Origin of the sequence: Micromonospora sp. NPDC002717 (assembly GCF_040295705.1) — a bacterium.
Lineage (GTDB): Bacteria > Actinomycetota > Actinomycetes > Mycobacteriales > Micromonosporaceae > Micromonospora.
In genome coordinates this window covers 16,681-37,265 of the sequence record NZ_JBEOVW010000019.1, presented here as the reverse complement: position 1 = coordinate 37,265, position 20,585 = coordinate 16,681, and the positions used below count along the sequence as shown (strand labels likewise).

The 20,585-nt window shown below is 69.1% G+C and carries 16 protein-coding genes; 9 read left to right on the top strand and 7 right to left on the bottom strand.

Annotated features, from left to right (window positions below):
- The first annotated feature begins 264 nt into the window (after positions 1-264).
- Both ABT006_RS24800 and ABT006_RS24795 read left to right on the top strand, forming a co-directional pair.
- A complete protein-coding gene (locus tag ABT006_RS24800; RefSeq protein ID WP_350710073.1) occupies positions 265-438 on the top strand; it encodes a hypothetical protein in 174 nt (57 codons plus the stop codon).
- A 318-nt stretch (positions 439-756) separates the two neighbouring features.
- On the top strand, positions 757-1,527 hold the full coding sequence (locus ABT006_RS24795; RefSeq protein WP_350710071.1) for a DUF4352 domain-containing protein: 771 nt from the start codon (positions 757-759) through the stop codon (positions 1,525-1,527).
- Positions 1,528-1,633: 106 nt separating this feature from the next.
- On the opposite strand, the gene ABT006_RS24790 is transcribed toward ABT006_RS24795, so the two are convergent.
- The 7 genes from ABT006_RS24790 to ABT006_RS24760 all read right to left on the bottom strand — a co-directional run bounded on the left by ABT006_RS24790 (position 1,634) and on the right by ABT006_RS24760 (position 13,101).
- The gene (locus tag ABT006_RS24790; RefSeq protein WP_350710069.1) at positions 1,634-2,338 is read right to left on the bottom strand and encodes a DUF6308 family protein; all 705 of its coding nucleotides are present in this window, start codon (positions 2,336-2,338) and stop codon (positions 1,634-1,636) included.
- Positions 2,335-3,927 carry a serine/threonine-protein kinase gene (locus ABT006_RS24785; protein WP_350710067.1) on the bottom strand — a complete coding sequence of 531 codons (1,593 nt, stop codon included), beginning with the start codon at positions 3,925-3,927 and terminating at the stop codon, positions 2,335-2,337. Before ABT006_RS24785 ends, ABT006_RS24790 begins: the two co-directional genes overlap by 4 nt.
- Before the next feature lie 47 nt (positions 3,928-3,974).
- Complete coding sequence (locus ABT006_RS24780) at positions 3,975-4,682, bottom strand: hypothetical protein (protein ID WP_350710065.1); 708 nt, start codon at positions 4,680-4,682, stop codon at positions 3,975-3,977.
- Between the two features lie 109 nt (positions 4,683-4,791).
- Positions 4,792-7,839 (bottom strand): type I restriction endonuclease subunit R, encoded by a 3,048-nt coding sequence (locus ABT006_RS24775; RefSeq protein ID WP_350710063.1) that lies wholly within the window; start codon positions 7,837-7,839, stop codon positions 4,792-4,794.
- Complete coding sequence (locus ABT006_RS24770; RefSeq protein WP_350710061.1) at positions 7,836-9,083, bottom strand: restriction endonuclease subunit S; 1,248 nt, start codon at positions 9,081-9,083, stop codon at positions 7,836-7,838. Before ABT006_RS24770 ends, ABT006_RS24775 begins: the two co-directional genes overlap by 4 nt.
- The gene (locus ABT006_RS24765; protein ID WP_350710059.1) at positions 9,080-11,041 is read right to left on the bottom strand and encodes a type I restriction-modification system subunit M; all 1,962 of its coding nucleotides are present in this window, start codon (positions 11,039-11,041) and stop codon (positions 9,080-9,082) included. The genes ABT006_RS24770 and ABT006_RS24765 overlap by 4 nt, the downstream gene beginning before the upstream one ends.
- Before the next feature lie 116 nt (positions 11,042-11,157).
- On the bottom strand, positions 11,158-13,101 hold the full coding sequence (locus ABT006_RS24760; protein ID WP_350710057.1) for an N-6 DNA methylase: 1,944 nt from the start codon (positions 13,099-13,101) through the stop codon (positions 11,158-11,160).
- 100 nt (positions 13,102-13,201) lie between these two features.
- Between ABT006_RS24760 and ABT006_RS24755 the strand changes: the two genes are divergently transcribed.
- The 7 genes from ABT006_RS24755 to ABT006_RS24725 all read left to right on the top strand — a co-directional run bounded on the left by ABT006_RS24755 (position 13,202) and on the right by ABT006_RS24725 (position 20,579).
- Positions 13,202-13,732 carry a DUF4352 domain-containing protein gene (locus ABT006_RS24755; protein ID WP_350710055.1) on the top strand — a complete coding sequence of 177 codons (531 nt, stop codon included), beginning with the start codon at positions 13,202-13,204 and terminating at the stop codon, positions 13,730-13,732.
- Positions 13,733-13,828: 96 nt separating this feature from the next.
- The gene (locus ABT006_RS24750) at positions 13,829-15,589 is read left to right on the top strand and encodes a DUF6119 family protein (protein ID WP_350710053.1); all 1,761 of its coding nucleotides are present in this window, start codon (positions 13,829-13,831) and stop codon (positions 15,587-15,589) included.
- A gap of 74 nt (positions 15,590-15,663) precedes the next feature.
- A complete protein-coding gene (locus tag ABT006_RS24745; protein WP_350710051.1) occupies positions 15,664-16,266 on the top strand; it encodes a hypothetical protein in 603 nt (200 codons plus the stop codon).
- A 9-nt stretch (positions 16,267-16,275) separates the two neighbouring features.
- Positions 16,276-17,091 carry a ribonuclease HI gene (locus ABT006_RS24740; protein WP_350710049.1) on the top strand — a complete coding sequence of 272 codons (816 nt, stop codon included), beginning with the start codon at positions 16,276-16,278 and terminating at the stop codon, positions 17,089-17,091.
- 201 nt (positions 17,092-17,292) lie between these two features.
- Positions 17,293-19,776: an AAA family ATPase gene (locus tag ABT006_RS24735; protein WP_350710047.1), complete on the top strand. Its 2,484-nt coding sequence runs from the start codon at positions 17,293-17,295 to the stop codon at positions 19,774-19,776.
- 69 nt (positions 19,777-19,845) lie between these two features.
- Positions 19,846-20,175 carry a hypothetical protein gene (locus tag ABT006_RS24730; protein ID WP_350710046.1) on the top strand — a complete coding sequence of 110 codons (330 nt, stop codon included), beginning with the start codon at positions 19,846-19,848 and terminating at the stop codon, positions 20,173-20,175.
- Between the two features lie 116 nt (positions 20,176-20,291).
- The gene (locus ABT006_RS24725; protein WP_350710044.1) at positions 20,292-20,579 is read left to right on the top strand and encodes a DUF4190 domain-containing protein; all 288 of its coding nucleotides are present in this window, start codon (positions 20,292-20,294) and stop codon (positions 20,577-20,579) included.
- Positions 20,580-20,585: the final 6 nt, after the last annotated feature.

Here is a 20,585-nt window from a genome sequence, read left to right as displayed (position 1 = left end):
CCAGGCGACGGGTGTTGTCGCCGCCGCGAGCATGAGTGGATCGTCCACCCCTCACCCCTCAGGATCGCCGGCCACAAGGCTCAGAGCCAGAACAGGAGCGACTATAATTCAACACGCTCGATGTTACTATCCGTGCTCGCGCCTGCATGCTCCGGGGGAGGTCGACATGGGTGCACAGCGCTGGGAGGCGGACCCGTCCGCCCAGCTCAGCCGCCGTTGGGGCAAGTCGTCGCACGAACTGGGCAACACCTCCGGCGACGGCAGTTGCCCGACGTCTGGGAGTTGAGCAACGGCGATGTGGCGGTGATCGGGCAGGATCCCACCGACACCTACCGGGACCGGCTCCCCGAAGGAGTCTCCGTCGACCCCGGCGAGCGGCTTATCATCATTCCCCGGTTGACCATGATCGCGGCGAAGGCGAACATCCCTGATGCGTGAACTCCTCGGCGGGGCGTGTCGACCTCGCCAAGGAGCGACAGGGATGATTCGGCGGCAGTCCACGGAGGTTCGAGCCTCGCCACTTCGGCGGTAGCGCGACGCTTAGCGACGTGCCGCCGTCCTCCACTCGGATTGTGACTTCACCAATCAGGTAACCGCCCATCCACCGAGATTGGCCACCAGTAGGGCCGGTCAGCCACATTGACCTACGGACAATGTCGCCAACCTGACAGTGACCCAATTCGTCACCGCCGCCTCAGTACCGTTCCCAGGACTCGCGCGGCGGGTGCCGTGCGGACTACCTGTGGGGACAGAAGCATGACCACTCCTGGCCACCCGAGCCAGAATCAGCCGTATCCAGGCCCGCCCGACAACGGGCCCCCGCCCTACGGCCCGCCGCCGACTGCGGCGTACCCGACCGTGCCCGTTCAGCGGAAGCGACCGGCCTGGCTGATTCCCACGCTGATCGGTCTCGGTGCCATGGTTGCGCTGTGCTGCGGCGTCGGCATGGTCGGCGCGATCCTCGGCGACCCCGAACCGGCAAGCGTGTCGTCAAGTGCGGGGCCGACCACCGCAGCGGCGGATGACTCCCCGGCCAGCTCGGCGCCCGCACCGTCGGCCGCTACGACCCCGCCGGCCGCAGCCCCGGCGAAGCCGAGCCCGTCGAAGCCAGCTGGCCCGAAGGTGTATCGCATTGGTGACAAGGTTCGTGGCGGCGACTTCGAGTTCACCGTCAACAGCGTCAAGTGTGGCATCTCGCAGGTAGGCGACTCGTTCCTCAACCGCAAGGCGCAAGGCACATTTTGCCGTGTGAACATCTCCGTCAAGAACGTCACCAAGTCGGCTCACCTGTTCCACGCCGACGGCACCGTCACGGTCCAGGATGCCGCCGGCCGCGAGTACGACGCTGACGGCGCAGCCGGAATGTACGGCAACGACGATGCCCGCGGCTTCCTCGACGAGATCAACCCTGGCAACTCCGTACGCGCCAACGTCTTCTTCGACGTGCCAAAGGGCACGAAGTTGAAGACGATCACGTTCGACGCGGGGCTCTTCACGCTAGCCGAAGACGCAGTCGTGAGCCTCTGACAGAACGGTCAGGCCTGGCGGTTCGCCGGCCTGACCGTTCTACGGATAGTTCCGAAGCGGGCGTGGCGCACGGATCAACACGTGGTGGGGATGCAGCACCGCCAACTCACCGCAGTCCCGGGCACCGGTAGCCGCGGTGCCCGTCGCGATGGCGCATCCACACGACGACGTCCAGGACTCGCAAGGGAGTCACTTCGCTCGGAACTCCCGCTCGCACGCCAAGGTCTACAAGCTGCTGCTCCAAGGCGTGATCCTCCTCCCGAAGGCGCTCGTGCAGCCAGCACCAGAACCCCTTACCGGTCCTGAATGCGCACGACACGACCTCGTCGTAGACGGGGACGAGCCGGGGGCGCTTACGAGCCAGAACCTTGCCCGCGACGACCCAGCCGATCCCGTCGGCCTTCCTCAGCAGCCGCCAGGCACAGTCGGCGTGCCCGCCCTTGTCCATGAGCGGGACAGCATCCGCGCTACCCAGACGGACGCTTGTCGGGATCTGCGCCAGCTCCGCAGAGACGTCCTCACCAAGCCGTCCCTGGAGAAGCTCCAGCGCGGTAGATGGTGGCACGCGAACGCTGAGCAGCTCCACCGCTATCAGATCTTCAGCGGTAACCACATCCCGGCATTCAGGGCGGTCGCCTCCACCGCCGAGACGCTCAAACTGCCCGCCCGTGAAGGCGGATGGTCCGGCAGCGTGGAAGTATCTTTGCAAGTCGACAGCCGATCGCGAATCGTCGAGCAGCGCCCGAATCTCTGAGCGGCTCATCGAGCGTTCCGACTGGGGTTTGCACCTCCACTGGGCGGCGTCAGTCATCCGCTGCTCCTCCTATCCTGCCCCGCGCCCAATCGGTCGAGGTGGGCCAGCAGCGCCCGAATCTCGTCGACGGTGGACGCATCCGTTCCGTGCATCGCCTGCGCGTCGATCACCAGGTCCTCAAGTTGACGGCGGGCACCCGTCACATCGCCCACCCCGGCGACGAGCATGGCGATCTGCTGACGCAGTGCCAAGAGTTCCGGCGAATCGGGCGGCATCGCCCGTGCCTCGTCGGCAAGCAGGGAACGCAGCGCGACGAGCGCGGTCGCCGCTTCGCCGAGTTCCGCCTGACACATGGCGGCCTGCTGCCGGCAGTGCCAGATCAGCTCCTGGTCCGGCACGGGACGCTCCGCCAGATCGGCGGCGAGACGGGTGAACTCTGGGAGTGCCTGCCGATAGGCTCCGGCGAGGACATGCAGGTTGGCCAGGTTCAGCCGCAGCTCCAAGATCCGCGGTTGCTTGGCGCCGTGTCCCTGTAGTACCGGACGAAGCGCCGTGGCCAGCAGGTCGGCCGCCTGTGTGAAACGCTCCTCCTCGGCCAGCTCCCAGGCACGCTCCTCGGCCGCGGCCAACTCCTCGAACGACGGCGGATCGACAAACTCGGGCGCGGCGCGAGGACGGACGATGTCCACCCGAGTCGGCGGCGTCGGCGTTTGCGGCGGCAACGGACCAAAGGGGCACCGGTAGGGCATTGTCGGATCGACCGCCTGGCTGCCCGACGATGCGATGGCCAGATCGCCGGCCACGTCGCCATCGATCGCGCCCAGCGGAGCCAGGATCCCGTACACCTCGACGGCCGAGCCCGGACGGTCCTGCTGGTCCTTGGAGAGCAGCCGGGTGACGAGTTGCACCAGGCCGTCAGGCACGCCGGCCCGGTGCTCGGTGACCGACGGAATCGGGTCGTTCATGTGCCGGTGCAGCAGGCCGAGCGCAGTGTCCGCGCGGTACGGCGGGTTGCCCGTCAGCAGTTCGAAAAGGACGCAGCCGAGCGCGTATAGGTCGGCCCGTGGCCCGACCGAACTGTTGAGCGCCTGCTCGGGAGCCATGTAGGTCGGGGTGCCGAGGGTGTGGCTGGTGGCCGTGAGCCGGGGCACGTCCGGGCCGAGCAACGCGGCCACCCCGAAATCGAGGACCTTCACCGACCCGGCGGGGGTGACCATCAGGTTCTGTGGCTTGAGGTCGCGGTGCACGAGCGAGGCGGCGTGCGCGGCGGCCAGCACCGAGCAGATTTGCGCCCCGATCGCCGCCGCCCACGGGACAGAGAGCCACCCCTGTTCGGCGATCAGGTCAGCCAGCACCACGCCGGGCACGAGCTGCATGACGATGTAGATGTCGTCGCCGTGGTATCCGACGTCGTGGACGCTGGGCACGCCGGGATGGTCGAGTCGGGCGGTGACCCGGGCCTCCCGCATAAAGCGCTCGACCGCGGTGCCCCGTTCGTTCTCGGGGATGGTGAGCTGGCGCAGGAACTTGATGGCGACCGGTCGATCCAGCTTCTCGTCGAAGCCGGCCCACACCTCTCCCATGCCGCCGTGCCCGATCGGATACGTCAGCTCGTATCGATCGGCCACCCGCTCCTGCGCCTGCATACGCCTCTCCTGTTTCCTCAGCGGCAGATTCCGCTGGCGCGGACCAGCTAGTACCGCTCTCCGTACACGGCAGCCAGCTCGTTGTACGCCTCGCGAACTGCGCCGACGGCGTCCGGGTCATGGGCTGCGTTCTCGGCGGCGACGGCTGCGAGCTCGACAGCGGTCTGGATCCGGGCCAGTTCCGCCTTGTTCTGTTCCGACAGTGACCGCACCTTCGCTCGCTGTTCCTCGAGCGACCGGGCGGCGTGACTGCCCGGCGCGGCGGTCGGCGCCGGTTGATGCCGCTGCCCGGCGACCTGGTGGCGAAGCCGCTGCCGACGGCTGAGGACATCGGCCGCCTCCCACAGCACCTGCGCGAGCAACTCGCCTCCCTCAGCCGGATCAATCGCTTCCGCTACGGCAGGCAACGCACGGCCAGCTTGCTCAGCCATCGCCATCAGGTCGAGGAACTCCTCACGCTCCTCCCGCCTGTCGAGCGTGCGGTGCAGCTCCGGAAACGCCGCCTCGTCGGGGGCGACCACCTGGGGAGGCGGCGTCTTGGACAGGATTGCCATCAGTCCGACTCCGAGGAAAAGCGTCGCCAGGATGAGAATGACCAGTACCGGCGCAGCGCTGAGGCAGAGCAGCAAGGTGGCGATCAGCACCACGGTGCAGAGCACGACGACGGAGACGACTGTGGGCGGGCCTTTGGACGCCGGCATTGCCCGCAGGTGCGTGAGGCTTCCCCACTCGTGCTTCAGTGCGGTTCTCGACATCCTCAGCGGCGCAAGCGCCACCACTGTCCGGGAGTCGTCCGTAGCGACCCAGAGGTGGAAGGGGGGTTCGGACGGGGACAACCGTCCTCCTCTCGGCGAGAGTGGAAGGTCAGGCGATGCCCTTGCGGCGACGGATCATCTGGTACGCCTGCCGGCGCGCGAACTGGTTGAGCTGCGACCGCAGGCTCTCGTCGTCGAGGTAGCGCTGCATGAGCTTGCCGTTGTCGTCGTGCCGGGACAGGATCACGTCCTCGATCCGCTTGTCGCAGACGACGCCGAAGTTGCTCTCGTCGTTGACCATTGCGGCGGCTTCGAGTGCGCCGTCCTCGGCGAGGGCGACGATCTGCTGCTCGACCCAGACCTTGTCCGACTCGCCCAGCCCGATGCCGAACTTGTCGTTGAACGCGTCGATCAGCTCGGACAGGGCGACCTTCTCCGGGTCGTGCTGCCGGCCCGTCGCGCCGCCCACGAAGCCGGGCAGCATCTGCTCGCCCTCGGGCGTCAGCGAGGCGTCGTGCTCGCCGGTCTTGCTGACCCGCAGGTGGGTCAGCTGCACCTCGCCGATGTCGACGGACGGGTCCTGCCTCCGGGGCAGCCGGTTGAGCAGCGCCCGCCCGTAGAGGTAGAGGCGTTCCAGGTCCTCGTCGTGGTAGGGCACGACCTGGCTGAGGAACGCGTACATCCGCGTGTAGTCGCGCAGCGCGGACCGGAAGCCGTCCGCAGCCTCGGGGTCGTCGGCAGCAAGGGCCTTGTAGCGGTCGACGGCCGGCTCGGTGAAGCGGTAGAGCGCGGCGTGTGCCCGCTGCAGGCCGGTGTCGCTGGTCGCCTTGCGCTCGGCGGCGAGCAGCGCCTCGGCGTACGCCTGCATCTCCGAGTCAACCAGCACCGGATACCCGGTGACCGCGTTCTGCGCGGTGTAGAGAAGATTCGGGTCGGTGGGGGTGGTCGCCGCGGTCTCGAAGTACGGCTTGAACTGCTCGGCGATGTCGCCGGCCTCGTTGACGAAGTCGAGGACGAAGATGTCGCCCTGGGCCTTGAGCGGGTGGGTGCGGTTGAGCCGGGACAGGGTCTGTACGGCGGCGACGCTCTTGAGCAGCTTGTCGACGTACATGGTGGTGAGCAGCGGCTGGTCGAAGCCGGTCTGGTACTTCTCGGCGACGACCAGGATCCGGTACTCGGTGTCCTGCTTGGCCCTCGGGGTGCCGGCGTGCTTGTCGTCGGCGGCGGTGTAGGCGAACTTCTCGGGCAGCTCGCCCTCGCTGATCCCGTTGACCCGCGCCTCGGTGTGCTCGACGCCGTCGACCTCTAGCTCACCGGAGAACGCGACCAGGGAGTCGCAGCCGACGTAGCCCTGCATGTCGACGTACTTGCGGATGGCGGTGTGCAGGCGGACGGCGGCCTCGCGGGAGCCGGTGACCACCATGGCCTTGGCGCGACCGCCGAGGCGTGGCGCGGTGTGCTTGCGGAAGTGCTCGACGATGATTTCCGCCTTCTGCGCCTGCATTGTGGGGTGCAGGCTGGCGAAGCGGGCGAGTTGCGCGCCGGCCTTCTTCGGGTCGACGTCCGGGTCGTCGGGGTTGGCGTTGGCGAGCTTCCAGTACGACTTGTAGGTCACGTAGTTGCGCAGCACGTCGAGGATAAAGCCCTCCTCGATGGCCTGGCGCATCGAGTACGTGTGGAACGGCTGCGGGTTGCCGGTGACCGGGTGCGGGGTGCCGAACAGTTCGAGGGTCTTCGGCTTCGGCGTGGCGGTGAACGCGAAGTACGACAGCGTCTCGTGCCGGCCCCGGGCCAGCGCAGAGGCGGTGAGCAGGTCGCCCGACTCGTCCACGTCGTCGCTGCCCAGCTTGAGCAGCACCTTCTTGAGCGCGGCGGCCGAGTCACCGGATTGCGACGAGTGCGCCTCGTCGACGATGACCGCGAACCGCTTGCCCTTGAGCCCCTGCACCTTGTCGAGGATGTAGGGGAACTTCTGCATGGTGGTGATGACGACCTTGGCGGTCTCACCCTGGAGGGCGGCGGCGAGCTGGGCGGAGTCCTTGTCGATCCGCTGCACCACGCCGGGCACGTGCTCGAACTGGAAGACCGTGTCCTGCAACTGCCGATCCAGCACCACCCGGTCGGTGATGATGATGACCTTGTCGAAGACCGGCTCGTTGGGGCGCAGCCGTTCATTGTCGACCACAGGCGCGGTGTGCAGGCTGGACAGCCGGTGCGCCAGCCAGGCGATGGTGTTCGACTTGCCCGACCCGGCCGAATGCATGACCAGGTAGTTGTGCCCGGAGCCGTGGCGGGCCGCGTGGTCGGTGAGCTGGGTGACCGCGTGCCACTGGTGGTAGCGCGGGAAGATCAGGCTCCGCGACTCCTTGTCGGTGTGCAGGAACCGCCGCACGAGGTCCATCCAGGTGTCCGGGTGCCAGATCTGCTCCCAGAGATAGGAGCTGCGGTAACCCTTATCGCCCGCCGGCGGGTTGCCGGCGCCGCCGGAGACACCCGGCCCGTCGGAGCCGGTGTTGAAGGGCAGGAACCGGGTCTTCTCTCCCGCCAGCTTCGTCGTCACGAAGACCAGGTCGGAATCCACGGCGAAGTGCACGAGGGTACGCCGAGCGAAGAGCAGCTCCTTCGGGTCCCGGGTCTTGCGGTACTGCTCCTTGGCGTCCTCGACGGTCTGGCCGGTCAGCGGGTTCTTCAGCTCGGCAGTGGCGAGGGGGATGCCGTTGACGAAGAGGACCAGGTCGAGGGTCTTGTTGCTGCTCGTCGAGTAGGCAAGTTGGCGGGTGACGGTGAGGCGGTTGGCGCGGTAGAGCTTGAGGGCGTCGTCGGTGATGGCGTGGGCGGGCTTGAAGTAGGCGAGGCGGATCAGGACGCCCTTGTCCTTGAAACCCCGGCGGAGGACGTCGAGGGGGCCGCGCTCGTCGATTTGCCTGGCGAGGTATTGCGCGAAGTGCCGCTGCGCCTCGTTGGGGTTGGCGCCGTGGTAGTCCAGCAGCTTCTCCCACTCGTTCGGCTGCGTTGCCCCGATAAAGGCGAAGAGCTCGGCCGAGTCGATCCCGAACCGACGGTCATAGTTGCCAGCCACGCCACTCAGCCATCCAGAGCTGAGCAGAGACTCTTGGATGGCGGCCTCGAAGGACTGCTCCTGGTGGGCAGGGCTCATATGTCGACCCCCCGCGCCGTCGTAACGTCAATCTGTCCGGTGACCGCCGCAGTGACTAGTGCTTGCCGTCGCTCGAGAATCAACTGCTGTTGCCGCTCGACAACTTCGACAAAAGCCTGCACCTGATTTGCTTCAACTTGCATACGGCGAACGAACTCGATCTGGACCGTGCTGCTCACATTCGGGATTGGCCAAGTCCTAATGTCCTCACCGCGCAGCTTAACCATTGACTGAGACGAGCCACGGGCGGTCGCCTCAATGAGGCCGCGGACGCGCCGACCAAGTAGCACCTCGGCCGCAAAATCAGCCCGGACCATGTCCGAGAGGCGCAGTCGATATATCAAATCGGGCAGCAACTTCTTTACGACATCACCGCAGGCAACTGCGACGTCGCCCACTAACCCGGGCGTGTTCGCCCGGGTTACCAGGAGATCGCCTTCACGTACCTCATACCTCGCGAAAGCATCGCCTCCAGTTAACCTCTTATTTTCGTGGGGGTAGAACTTCCCTCGCTTGACGCTGCTGAGTTTGAGGACACCCCACTCGCCAAGTGCGGCAGGCGTTGAATCGCAAAGCGGGCTAACCCCTTGTTCGATCCCTCGAATGACGCGCCGAAGCGTGACCTCACCATGTCTTGCGCAAAGTTCATCAAGGCCTAGATTCCGAACGGCGTCTAGGCGCTCCCGCAGGAGGTCCTGAAGGGAGCCTTTAGAGGCAGCAGCACGGTCCAGCAACTGAATCTCGACATCGAGGAAGTCGGCGATGCGCCGTTGATCCTCATTGGGAACGAGAGGAATTGGAGATCTGGACAGAGGCTCCAGGTTTAGAGCCTTGAATGTCGCTCCACCAACCGCAGCTTCCCAATGTTGCCGCGCGGGCTGAGATTGAAGCGCCCAGTACAGGAACCGGGGCTCAACACCTTCAGCTGCCGCCACTCTCGCAGTACCTTGGGTTAGATTGGCTCCGGCAAGTTCGGGTGGCACCATCATGACTTTGCCGAACGAGGGCCCGATCGAGACAACAAGATCCCTCTCCTCTACCGTCGACCTACGATAGGCGAGGGCGATCGCGGGGTCCGTTCGCAGCAGTCGAGATGGTTCTACGATGCCGCCACTATCTGACATGTCAACCGGTCGGATGTATGGAACTCCCCCCGGATAGTCCGGACCCGCCTGCACGATTCCATATGTTATTGGTCGCCGAGAACTAACGAACCGCTTCAGCGGAAGCATCGCATACGTCACGCAGTCACCTCCACGAGCAGGGCCTGGATCTCTGCCTCGAGTGCCTTGATCTCCGCATCGATCTCGGCAAGCTGCCGCGGTGGCTTGTAGACGTAGAAGTAGCGTGTAAGAGGGATCTCGTACCCGATCTTGGTCTTGGTCTCATCGATCCAAGCGTCAGAAACGTGAGGAAGCACCTCGCCCTTGAGGTAGTCGTGGATGTCCTCGTCGAGCGGCACGTTCTCGTTGTCGCGCAGGTCGGGGTCCGGCAGCGGGTTGCCCTTGCGGTCGGTCTGCACCTCTCCTTCCGGGTCGCTGACCGAGAACGCCTCCCACACCGCCTTCTCCACCGGTGCCGGCAGCTTGCCGAGGCCGTTCAGCATCATCGCGAACTCAGCCCGAGTCGCGGACTGTGCACCAATAAGCGACTTCGCCGCCGCAAGTAGTGACTCCCGCTCTGCGTACTTGAGGACAGCCTTCGCCTCCGCGAGCAGCGCGACCGTCTCCTCAGTGACCTCGAAGCGCAGCCGCAGCGGGCGCTCGACGGTGATCCGCTGGTAGCCGAAGTCGGTGGTCTTGAAGACCTTCACCTTGGCGTGCTGCGGGTGCTCCCGGTCGTCCGTGATGGACAGCGCCTCCACGTAAGCGCAAGTCAGTTCGGCGATGTGCTCGTCGGTGAGCATCTTGCGCTTGTCGCCGAGGCTCTTGCGCATCTTGGTCCAGTAGTCGCGGCCGTCGAGCAGCACGACCTTACGCTCTCGCGACGGGTCCTTGCGGTTGGTGAGGATCCAGAAGTACGTGGAGATGCCGGTGTTGTAGAAGAGCTGGTCGGGCAGCGCGACGATGCCTTCTAGCAGGTCGTTCTCCAGGATCCAGCGGCGGATCTCCGACTCGCCCGATCCGGCGGCGCCGGTGAAGAGCGGCGAGCCGTTGAAGACGATCGCCAGGCGGCTGCCACCGTCCTCGGGGCGCTTCATCTTCGAGATCATGTGCTGCAGGAACAGCAGCGAGCCGTCGTTGATCCGGGGCAGGCCAGCACCGAAGCGGCCGGCGTGGCCGCGCGCGGCCTCCGCCTTGATGTAGTTCTCGACCTTCTTCCACTCCACGCCGAACGGCGGGTTGGCGAGCATGTAGTCGAAGCGCTCGCCCTCGTGGCCGTCCTGGCTGAACGAGTTGCCGAAAGCGATCTTCGTCGGGTCGCCGCCCTTGAGCATCATGTCGGAGCGGCAGATCGCGTACGTCTCGCCGTTGAGTTCCTGCCCGTACACCTCGACGGTGGCGTGCGGGTTGTGGGCCTGGATGTGGTCCTGCGCCTCGCTGAGCATGCCGCCGGTGCCGCAGGCCGGGTCGTATATCTTGCGGACGATGCCGGGCGTGACCAGGTCGTCCTCGTCGGGGGCGAGCAGCAGGTTGACCATCAGCTTGATGACCTCGCGCGGGGTGAAGTGTTCACCGGCGGTCTCGTTGCTGATTTCGGAGAAGCGTCGGATCAGGTCCTCGAAGACGTAACCCATCTGGTGGTTGGAGACCACGCCCGGGCGCAGGTCGACGTCAACGAACTTGGCGACCACCTGGTAGAGCAGACCGGCCTCGGCGAGGCGGCTGATCTGGGCGTCGAAGCCGTACTTCTCCAGCACGTCGACCGCGCCGGGCGAGAAGCCACCGATGTAGGCGCGCAGGTTGAGCGCGACGTGGTCCTGGTCGCCGAGGAGCTTACGGAAGGACATCTCGCTGGTGTTGTAGAACGACAGGCCGGCAGTTTTGCGCAGCACCGGATCCATGTTCTGCACGCCGAGTTGCTTGAGCTGGGCGTGCTTGGCGAGCACCGCGTCCTTGGTCGGCTCCAGCACCCAGTCCAACCGGCGCAGCACGGTCAGCGGGAGGATCACGCGGCCATACTCGGAGCGCTTGTAGTCGCCGCGGAGCAGGTCGGCCACGTTCCAGATCAAGTCCGTGAGCTCTTGGTGCTTGGTACTCACCAGGTTCCTTTCGATTGCCTTAAGTGAAGGAGTATGGCCGGTGCGCTGAGGCGGTGCAGTCCGCCACCCGGTCGGACGAGGAGCCCGTTTCGTCAGCAGGGACGCCGATTGGTCCCTTACTTGCTCGGTCGCTTACGGCTCGACCGCTGCTCAGCCTGGAGTGATCCACGCGCGAGGCCGTCCGCGGTGAGCTGGACCAACTCGGCCCCCAGCGACGCCGCCTGTCGGATTGCCGACTCGAAGGCGTCGAGGCGCCGGAACGCCTCCCCGTGTGCCCGCTGCTCGTCGAGCGGCAGGCGCCGCACCTGGGCCCGCCGGATGTCGAAGCGGAGCGTGCCCGACAGGCTCGACGCCTGCTTCTCGTTGGCCGAGGTGCGCAGTTGCCCGGCGAGGAACCAAGGGTCGAGCGCGGCCGGGTTGGGCCGCAGCAGGTAGAGGTTGCGGCCGAGCAGCGTCCCCCCGGCGGTGATCACCCGAGCGGTGAGCGTGCGGGCGATCATCGGCACCACGACATCGCCCACCGCCAGGGGGATCTCCTGGCCAAGCCGGTTGTCGGCCTGGCCGGAAGCGTCGACGCCGGCCAGCACGTCCTGCACGGTGAGCACCGGCGACCCGCCGGTCGATCCGCCGCCGTCTGAGGACGAGTTGGCCCGGATGGGGCCGATCAGCTGCAATGCGCCGCTGCGGGCCAGCTCGGCGACCGTGACGACGAGCGGTGCTACCCCGTCGGGCACGGGCGTGACCTGCGGCATCAGCGCCGGCAGGTCGCCGACGATGGCGGCCAGCCGCTCTCTGGTGCGTACCAGATGCTCGCCACTCTGCTCGCCCCCGACGGCGGGTTGCCGGCGGGCGGGAGTGAGGTCGACCTCCTCGTCGAGCAGCTCGATGACCGGCACCGCGCGGGCGAACCCGATTTCCTCGATCTCGGCGTCGGGTGCGGCGGTGAAGGCCCGCCAGATGGCCAGGACCCGCGCCGAGAGTTCGGGAAGGTCGCCCTCCGCGGCGTCGACCAGCAGCGCCCGCGCCGGTGCGGGCGCGTCGGCTGTCGGCCGTCGCAGCACCCACAGATGCAGCGGTACGCCGTGCGGCGCGGCCACGCCGCTCGGGAGTGCGATAACGGCCCGCAGTGCGCCGCGGCGCAGCAGCTCGGCTCGGATCCGCCGGCCCGCGCGCCGCCCGGCAGCCGCCGGCGGCATCAGGATCACGGCGTGCCCGCCGGGGCGGAGGTGGGCCAGGGCGTGCTGCACCCAGGCCAGCTCCGGCTCGGTGCGTGGCGGGATGCCGTACTCCCAGCGGGGGTCGTAGCCGAGTTCCTCGTTGCCCCAGTTCGTGACGCCGAACGGTGGGTGGCAGATGACGGCGTCGACGGTGCGGCTGGCGAAGGCGTCGACGCGCAGTGAGTCGCCGGGGCACACCTCGCCGGGCACCTCGCGCAGGGCGAGCCAGAGCCCGGCCAGTCGGGCGAGGTCGTCGTCGAGCTCTTGTCCGTAGGCCGCGACGCAGCCGGCCCGGACGGCGGCCCGGAGCGTGGCGCCGGACCCGGCGGCCGGATCGAGGATGGAACCGCCGCCGACGCCAGCAAGCTCGACCATCAGGTCGGCCAGCTCATCCGGGGTAGCCCAGGGACGGCCCGGGGCGGGTGCGGAGAAGCGCTGCCACAGTTCGTCGAAGGCGGTCTGTGGCCCCAACTCGTCGGCGAGCGCGTCGATTTCGGGTCGCAGGTCGGCGACGACGGGCGTGTCGGCGTGCCCTCGGCGTGGCCGTCCGCCGCGCTGCCGGGCGAGCAGCAGGGCGCCGACGGCGGCCAGCCCGGTCGCCGGGGTTTCCCCAGCGGCGGCCAGATGGCGCCAGAGCCGGTCGGCCCGGGAGAGCTCGGGGAGTTTGCCCTGCTGACGAAGCCACCGCTCGACCTCGGCGAGGTCGAACTCGGGGCTGGCCGTGGTGCCACCCACCGGGGCCGGGAAGTCGGGATGGCGTTTCCGCCAGTTGCTGACCGCGGCGCGACCCACCCCGGCGAGCCGGGCGATCTCCGCCGCCGTAATGGTCGGGTTCACCTGCACCTCCGAAGTGTGTCACACCCGTCAAGCATCATGTCTGTTGACAGCGTTCACAGATGATGTTCTCATTGACGCCGCCACGGTTCGCACCAGGAGGATTTCGATGCGCAAGACCACCACTCTCGCCCTCATCGCCACCGCCGTCGTAGCGCTGGGCTGCAGCTCCGGAGCCACCGACAGCTCCAGCGGCTCCGGCAGCGACGGCGGCGCCAAGGGCGAGGACAAGGCGGCGAAGACCGCAAAGATCGGCCAGCCGGCCCGGGACGGGAAGTTCGAGTTCACGGTGAAGTCGTCCAAGTGCGGCGTCGCCAAGGTCGGCGACAGCGTGCTCGGCGAGAAGGCGCAGGGCCAGTTCTGCCTGGTCACGATCAACGTCAAGAACATCGGCAAGGAAGCGCAGATGTTCGACGGCAGCAGCCAGAAGGCGTACGCGGCCGACGGCACCGAGTACTCCTCCGACACCGGCGCGGCCATCTACGCCAACAAGAACGCGGAGACGTTCCTCAACGACATCAACCCCGGCAACCAGGTCACCGGTGTCGTGGTCTTCGACATCCCGAAGAACGTCAAGCTCACCAAGCTCGAGCTGCACGACTCGCCGTTCTCCGGCGGCGTCACCGTCGCCCTGAGCTGACTCCTCGCGCCAGGGGCGGGCCCCGCGAAGCCCGCCCTCGGCGCACCACTCATCCCCGCCAACTGCCAGCACAGGTCTCTACGCGAGGAGATTGAGATGCGCAGTGCGACGGGCCGGATCTCGTCCGGCTCCATCACCCGCCCCAAAGGCCGGAAGGACCCCCGCCGGCCCGTCCCTGAGCAGCCCACCCTGTTCGACGCCCCCGCCCCACCCGGCCCGCCCGGCACCTACCCCACCACCATCTATCGCCTTCGAATTCCCGCCACCCCCGAGGGCCTGCAGGAGGCACTCAACCTTCGCTACCTGACCGAGAACGGCTTCGAGCCGTCGCCGCGACAGGTCGCCGGCGCACCCGCGCTGCTGGTGCACGGCACGGTGCCCCGCCTGCGCGCCGAGTGGTGCGACATCCTCGCCGGGCTGACCGGCGGGGAGGTCGAACTGGGCTACAGCAGCGGTGGCGGGGCGCTGCTGCTGGCCGTCGACGACCGTGCGTACGCGCTGACCTACGGGACCGTCGGTCGCCACATGGTCGAGCAGGAGGTGATCGACCGGACGTTCGGCGTGTCCTTCGCCGTACGAGCGCTGGTGCCGAGCGACATCCGGCAGGTCCGCCGACGGGTCGTAGGTGCCAGCGGGCGGGTGGACCGAAGCTTCGTCCCCGCCGGCCAGCCCATCTGGAAGTACGGCATCGACAAGTGGGGCGAGATCGTCGGCCAGGTTTGCGGCTACACGAACAATCCGCGGCTGACCGTCTGCCGGCGCAGCGGCAAGCCCGCCCGGATCGACGGTGGCGACGCCCTGCACATCCACGTCTGTGTCGAGCCCGCCGGGCTCCTCGCGGACCTGCGGGAGATCGAGCGAGTCTGCCAGGAGGAGTCGCCCCTGGCCGACCTGGAGTTCATCACCCAGATCCGACCGGTGCCGCCATCGGACTCGCGCATGCCGGACCTCATGGGCGCCCTGGACGAGCGGTTGGCGCTCGTCGATCCGCCTGCCCTCGGCGTGGCGGTACCCGGCAACCTGATCGGCGACATCGAACACGCCGCGTCGTACGTGATCCAGGTTCCGAAGTCCGGTCTGGCCCCGACCTTGACCGACGAGCTGGACCTGCCTGCCATCCTCGCCCACACCAACGGCGCGCTGGACGGCGACCGGTGGAGCGGACTGCGCAACGGAAGCGTCACGCTCTACGCCGACGGTCGCGGTACCGAGGCGATGGTGAGGACCCGGGCCTCCCACTGGATCACGGCAGAGGTGGCTGTCGGCACCAGTCACCTGCTGCTTCGCGAGGGCGACTGGTATGAGATCGGCGACCGGCACCGAGACTTCCTGCGCCGGGAGATCGCCGAGATCCTGGCCCGGCCCTCTGACGTCGCGTTGCCGCCCTGGACCAGGGACCTCAAGGACGAGGACGCCTACAACCGGGCCGCAGCCCGCCGTGACCCGAGGCTGGTGCTGCTGGACAAGAAACTGCTCCGGACGGCCCAACACCGGCGCGGCATCGAGGCGTGCGACCTGCTCGGTCCATCCGGCGAGCTGATTCACGTCAAGCGTGCGAAGAGCAGCGCCCCGCTGAGTCACCTCTTCGCTCAGGGCATCGTCTCCTACGAGGCGCTGCGCTATCAGGAAGACGCGCGCGCCAGGTTCCTCGATGTCGTGCGGCGACAGCCGCACGGGCGTGATCTGAGCCCGGACTTCCGCCCCACCAAGGTCGTCTACGCCATCGCGCTCGACGCCGGCCGTGCGGTCACCGTCGGCTCGCTCTTCACCTTCGCCCAGGTCGCGCTCTATCAGGCGATGAAGACGCTGCGGAACGAGGGTGTCGAGGTCGAGGTCGTCGGCATCCCATCCGCCTGATCCGTCTACGACATCAGCTCCACAGCGTCCCGCTGACGCAGCCGCCCCACCACCGCCTCGACGAGGAGAGAACCATGACCGCACCCCAGGCCCAGCCGGAACCGCAGCCCGTGCCCCAGACCCACCTTGAGACGGCGGACACCGCCGGCACGCAAACGACCCAGCGGAAGAAGCCCCAGGTCCGATGGATCATCGCCGGCGTCGCCGTGCTGGTCCTGCTGCTCTGCTTCGGTGGCTGCGGCGCGCTGCTGGCCACGACCAGCGGTGACGAGCCGGTCGCCGACAAGACCGCCACCTCCGCCGCACCGCAGGCGCACCCCGCCACGTCCGCCCCGGCCCCGACCGCGCCCGCCACGACCGCGCCGCCCGCACCCGCCTACGGCACGCCGACAAAGAGCGACTTCAAGCTCAAGGTCAAGATTCTGAAGAAGCAGTGCTTCGGCAGCGCCGGCTGCAACATCACCTACCGCATCGACGTGACGTACACCGGCGACGTCGACCTGGACCCGTCCAAGACCTACGAGGTGACGTACCAGGTTAAGGGCGCCGAGGACCCGATCATCAACACCTTCGAGGTGTCGGGCGACTCCGCGTCGGTGCAGCAGGAGGAGATGGCCGGCACGAAGCGTTCCGGCGACAAGCTGACCGCCGTCGTCACCGACGTCTCCGAGCTCTAGGGAGGCGACGTGCGTCCCGATGAGTTCCTGCGCGCCCTGGACCTGCTGCCCGACCCCCTGCGCGACCGCGCCGTCGCGTTGCGCGCCTACGCCCGCGTCACCCGCTGCGAGGACTGCCAGCGGATCGGTGACGCCGTGCGGCTGGCCCTCACCGCCGCCCACTACGACGAACTCGGCTCGGCCCGACAACTGCTAGACACGGCGGAGCAGCAGGCCGCCCGGCACGAGGTCCACCGCCCGCAGCCGAGCTTCGAGCGTGGTCGCGGCCGGGTCGGCCGCTGGGCGGAGACGTCCGCGGCCGTGGTCGCCGCGACCGACGCGAGCTGGAAGGGACGTGCCGGCGGCATCGGGTACGTCGTCAGCGACGGTCACTACGGCCTGCGCGGTCGGGGCACCGGCCGGCTGGACCCGACGGGCGCCTCGCGCGTCCTGATCAACGAGCTGCGGGCGGTCGACTTCCTGCTGTCCGCGTACGACGAGGCGCCGGCCGGCATGACCGTGCTGCTGGACAGCCTGGCCGCCCTGCGCTATCTGCACCGTTGGCAGGGCGGCGAGACCGGCGCCATGCCGGCCGGCTACAGCCTCCGGCCGCGCCGCTGGGCCGACCAGCCGACGCTGGTGCGCCTCGCCGAGCATGTGGCTCGGCGGCCGGATCTGTCCTTCGCCCACGTGAAGGGGCACAGCGGCCACGCCCTCAACGAGGCCGCCGACGGCCTGTCCCACATGGCGCGACGGCGGCTCGGCGAGTCCTTCGACGTACGCCCCCGGGCGCACGCCCTCGTCGACGCCTTCCTGTGCGACTGGCACACGAGCGTCGCGCGCTGACCGCACAAGCAGCCTGCTCCCCCCGGGAGACGGTCATGGCTCGCGCCGATCACGGCACCACCACCTCGTCCGCCGCCGTCAGGGTCCGCCCCTGGGCAGGTCCGGGCCTGGACCTCTGACCGACAACCTTCCCCCACCGCTCACCTCGTGCGGGCCAGCGCCTCGTGCCGGTCCGCGGAGACCACGCGCCCGGAGACGACAATGCCGATCCCCCGTCAGCACTCCCCCGCGACGCCGGCCCTGCCCACCCGCCGCACCGAACCGCTGGCCGAGCTGATCTTCGATCGGCTGGCCGCCGATGATGTGCCGGACGGCACCGCCGAGGTCGTGCTCGCCGCGCTCAGCGGCGAGGCCGACCTGGCCGCCGCCCTCGCTGGCGAGCGGACCGTCCTCGGCCTGCCCGCCCCGGCCGGCGACGGCGCGCCGGGGCCGATCTGGCTCTCGTCGATCACCGTCGCCGGGTTCCGCGGCGTCGGCCCGGAACGCACCCTCCAGATCGAACCCGGGCCCGGGCTCACCCTGGTGGTCGGCCGCAACGGCTCCGGCAAGTCGAGCTTCGCCGAGGCCGTCGAGCTGGCGCTGACCGGCGACAGCGCCCGGTGGGCCGACCGCAACAGCGTCTGGCGTACGGGGTGGCGCAACCTGCACTCCCCCGACCCGTGCTGGATCGTGACGCAGCTGCGCGTCAACGGCGTGGCGAAACCGGTGACGGTGACCCGGTCGTGGCCGCTCGGCGCGGCGCTGGCCGACGCGGAGGTCACCGTCACCAGCGACCGTGGGCGGCACACCGACCTGGCGGAGCTGGGGTTGGCCCGCCCGCTGGAGCTGTACCGGCCGTTCCTCACCGCCGCCGAGCTGGGGCGGCTCACCGCCGGCACGCAGAGCCAGCTCTTCGACGCGATCTCCGCGATCCTCGGCCTGGAGGCGATCACCGACGCCGACCAGCGGCTGATGGCCGCCGCCCGGCCCGTCGACGCGTCCGTCAAGGACGTACGCGCCCGACGCGCCGCGCTCGCCGAGGGCCTGACCGGCGTCGCCGACGACCGGGCCCGGCGGGCCGCCGCGCTGCTGAAGGGGCGCAGTCCCGTCGACCTGGCGGCGCTGACCGCGATCCTCGACGAACCGGACGAGGCCGTTGCCGACGGGCCGGTGCGGTGGTGCCAACGCCTGGTCGAGCTGACCGTGCCACCGACGCAGGAGGTGACGCGGCTGACGGAACAGTTGCGTGAGGCTGCCGTCGAGGCACTTCGGCACGACGGCGGCCGGTCCCGGGCGGCGCTGCGCACTGCGGAACTGCTTCGCCTCGCCATCGAGCACCACGACGACACCGGCGACGGCCCATGCCCGGTCTGCGCTGACGGCGCTCTCGACGGAGACTGGCGCACCGCCGCCGCGGCGTCGCTGGCCCGGCTGCGGGACCGCAGTCTCGCCGCCCAGTCGGCGTCGGCGCGGCTGACCGCGCTGCTGCGGCAGGCGCACCACCTGATCGAGGATCTGGCCGTGCCGGAGGGCGACGCCGGCGAGGTGCCGCTGGACGCGCTGCGCGAGGCCGTGGCGGCGCTGCGGCGCGTACCCGGGGAGCCGGCGCAACTGGCGGCGCACCTCGCCGGACGGTACCCGGCCGTCGTGGCGGCGGCGGACGCGGCCCGCGCGTACGCCGAGGAGATCCTGCGGCAGCGCGACACCGGCTGGCGGCGGGCGGCGGCCGACCTGCGCGCCTGGGTCGACGCCGCGGCCGGCCTGCCCGAGCGGGAGGCGACGCTGGCCCGGCTGAAGGCGGCGCGGGCCTGGCTGAAGGCCACCGCGGTGCAGCTGCGCAACGAGCGGGTGGCGCCGTTCGCGCAGCACTCGCAGCGGATCTGGGCGCAGCTGCGGCAGGAAAGCAACGTCGAGCTGGGCGCGATGACCCTTGAAGGGGTGAACACGCGGCGGCGGGTGGTGTTCCCGGTCAGCGTGGACGGCGCCGACAACGGCACCGCACTCGGGGTGATGAGCCAGGGCGAGATGCACGCCCTGGGATTGGCGACGTTCCTGCCGCGCGGTTGCGCGCCGGAGAGCCCGTTCCGGTTCATCGTCGTCGACGACCCGGTGCAGAGCATGGACCCGGCCAAGGTCGACGGGCTGGCCCGGGTGCTCGCCGAGCTGGCCGAGCAGCGGCAGGTGGTGGTCTTCACCCACGACACCCGCCTGCCCGACGCGGTGCGCCGGCTCGACCTGGGCAAGGCCCGCATCGTCGAGGTGACCCGCGCGGAACGGTCGGTGGTGACGCTGCGGCCGGCCTCCGACCCGGTGACCCGCTACGTGGACGACGCGTACGCGCTGGCGCGCAACGAGGAGATCACCGCCGAGGTGCGTGGCCCGGTGGTGGCGGAGCTGTGCCGCTCGGCGGTGGAGGCGGCCTGCCATCGGGTCGTGTGGCGGCAGCGGGTGGCGCGCGGGGTGCGGCACGACGACATCGAGGCGGCCATCGTGGACGCGTCCCGGCGGCTGGCCACCACGGTCGCGTTGGCGCTGTTCGACGACGCCGACCGGGGCGGCGACGTGCTCGGGTATCTGAGCCGCCGGCACGGGCCGCGGGCGGTAGCCGCGTACAAGGCGTGCAAGGAGGGCGTGCACGGGGCGTACCTGGCGGACCTGCCAGGCTTGGTCGCGGACGCCCGCCTGCTGACGGAGGCGCTGCGGTGACCGCGCCGACGCCGCAGCGCTGCCTGGCGGCGGCCGAGGAGTTGCTGCGCGGCGCGGGCGCGCTCGGCGGTGCCGCGGTCACCGCCGGCTGGTGGCCGCGCGCGCGCCTGCCTGATCCGGCTCGCCCTCGAAGGCGGCATCGACGCCTACTGGCAGCGGACCAGGCCGGCGGTGGCGCAGTGCCGGCAGGGCCGGGCGAAGCAGCTGATGCTGCGCGGCCGGCGCGGGCCCGGCGTCGGCGTCGCCCGCCGCGTCGCCTTCGCCTGGGCGACCCTGTCGGCCGCCGCCCACCACCACTGCTACGAGATGGCGCCCACAGCCGCTGAGCTGCGTCGCCTGCACACCGAGGTGAGCGCCCTGCTCGCCCGACTCGACGGAGAAACGGAACCCGAACGATGACGTATCCGCAGCCCGGCCACGACCCCACCCGCCCGCATCCGCCGGTACTCGGCGTCCCGGGACCGTACCCACCGGTGTCCGGCGTGCCCTATCAGCCCGCGGCTATCCCCAGGGCCGTGCGGCCGCCGCTCACGTCGGGTATGGCGACCGCGTCGATGGTGCTGGGAATCCTCGGCGTGCTCGGCGGCTGGTGCCTGTTCGGGCTGCCGTGCCTGCTCGCCGTCATTCTCGGCCACGTCGGCCTGCACGAGACCCGCAACAACGCGAAGTCGGGACGAGGCATGGCCGTCGCGGGCCTGGTCCTCGGCTACGTCTTCGTCGCCCCGATGATCCTGCTCACGGTCATGGTCTTCTTCGGCGGGCTGATCGGCGCGGCCACCCCCTCGACCACCCCCACCCCCTGAGCAAAG

Bases quoted from the DNA above. Each gene is read 5' to 3' on its own strand.
- ABT006_RS24795 (WP_350710071.1), top strand. From the start codon at position 757: ATGACCACTCCTGGCCACCCGAGCCAGAATCAGCCGTATCCAGGCCCG.
- ABT006_RS24790 (WP_350710069.1), bottom strand. From the start codon at position 2,338: ATGACTGACGCCGCCCAGTGGAGGTGCAAACCCCAGTCGGAACGCTCG.
- ABT006_RS24785 (WP_350710067.1), bottom strand. From the start codon at position 3,927: ATGCAGGCGCAGGAGCGGGTGGCCGATCGATACGAGCTGACGTATCCG.
- ABT006_RS24780 (WP_350710065.1), bottom strand. From the start codon at position 4,682: ATGTCGAGAACCGCACTGAAGCACGAGTGGGGAAGCCTCACGCACCTG.
- ABT006_RS24775 (WP_350710063.1), bottom strand. From the start codon at position 7,839: ATGAGCCCTGCCCACCAGGAGCAGTCCTTCGAGGCCGCCATCCAAGAG.
- ABT006_RS24755 (WP_350710055.1), top strand. From the start codon at position 13,202: ATGCGCAAGACCACCACTCTCGCCCTCATCGCCACCGCCGTCGTAGCG.
- ABT006_RS24750 (WP_350710053.1), top strand. From the start codon at position 13,829: ATGCGCAGTGCGACGGGCCGGATCTCGTCCGGCTCCATCACCCGCCCC.
- ABT006_RS24745 (WP_350710051.1), top strand. From the start codon at position 15,664: ATGACCGCACCCCAGGCCCAGCCGGAACCGCAGCCCGTGCCCCAGACC.
- ABT006_RS24735 (WP_350710047.1), top strand. From the start codon at position 17,293: ATGCCGATCCCCCGTCAGCACTCCCCCGCGACGCCGGCCCTGCCCACC.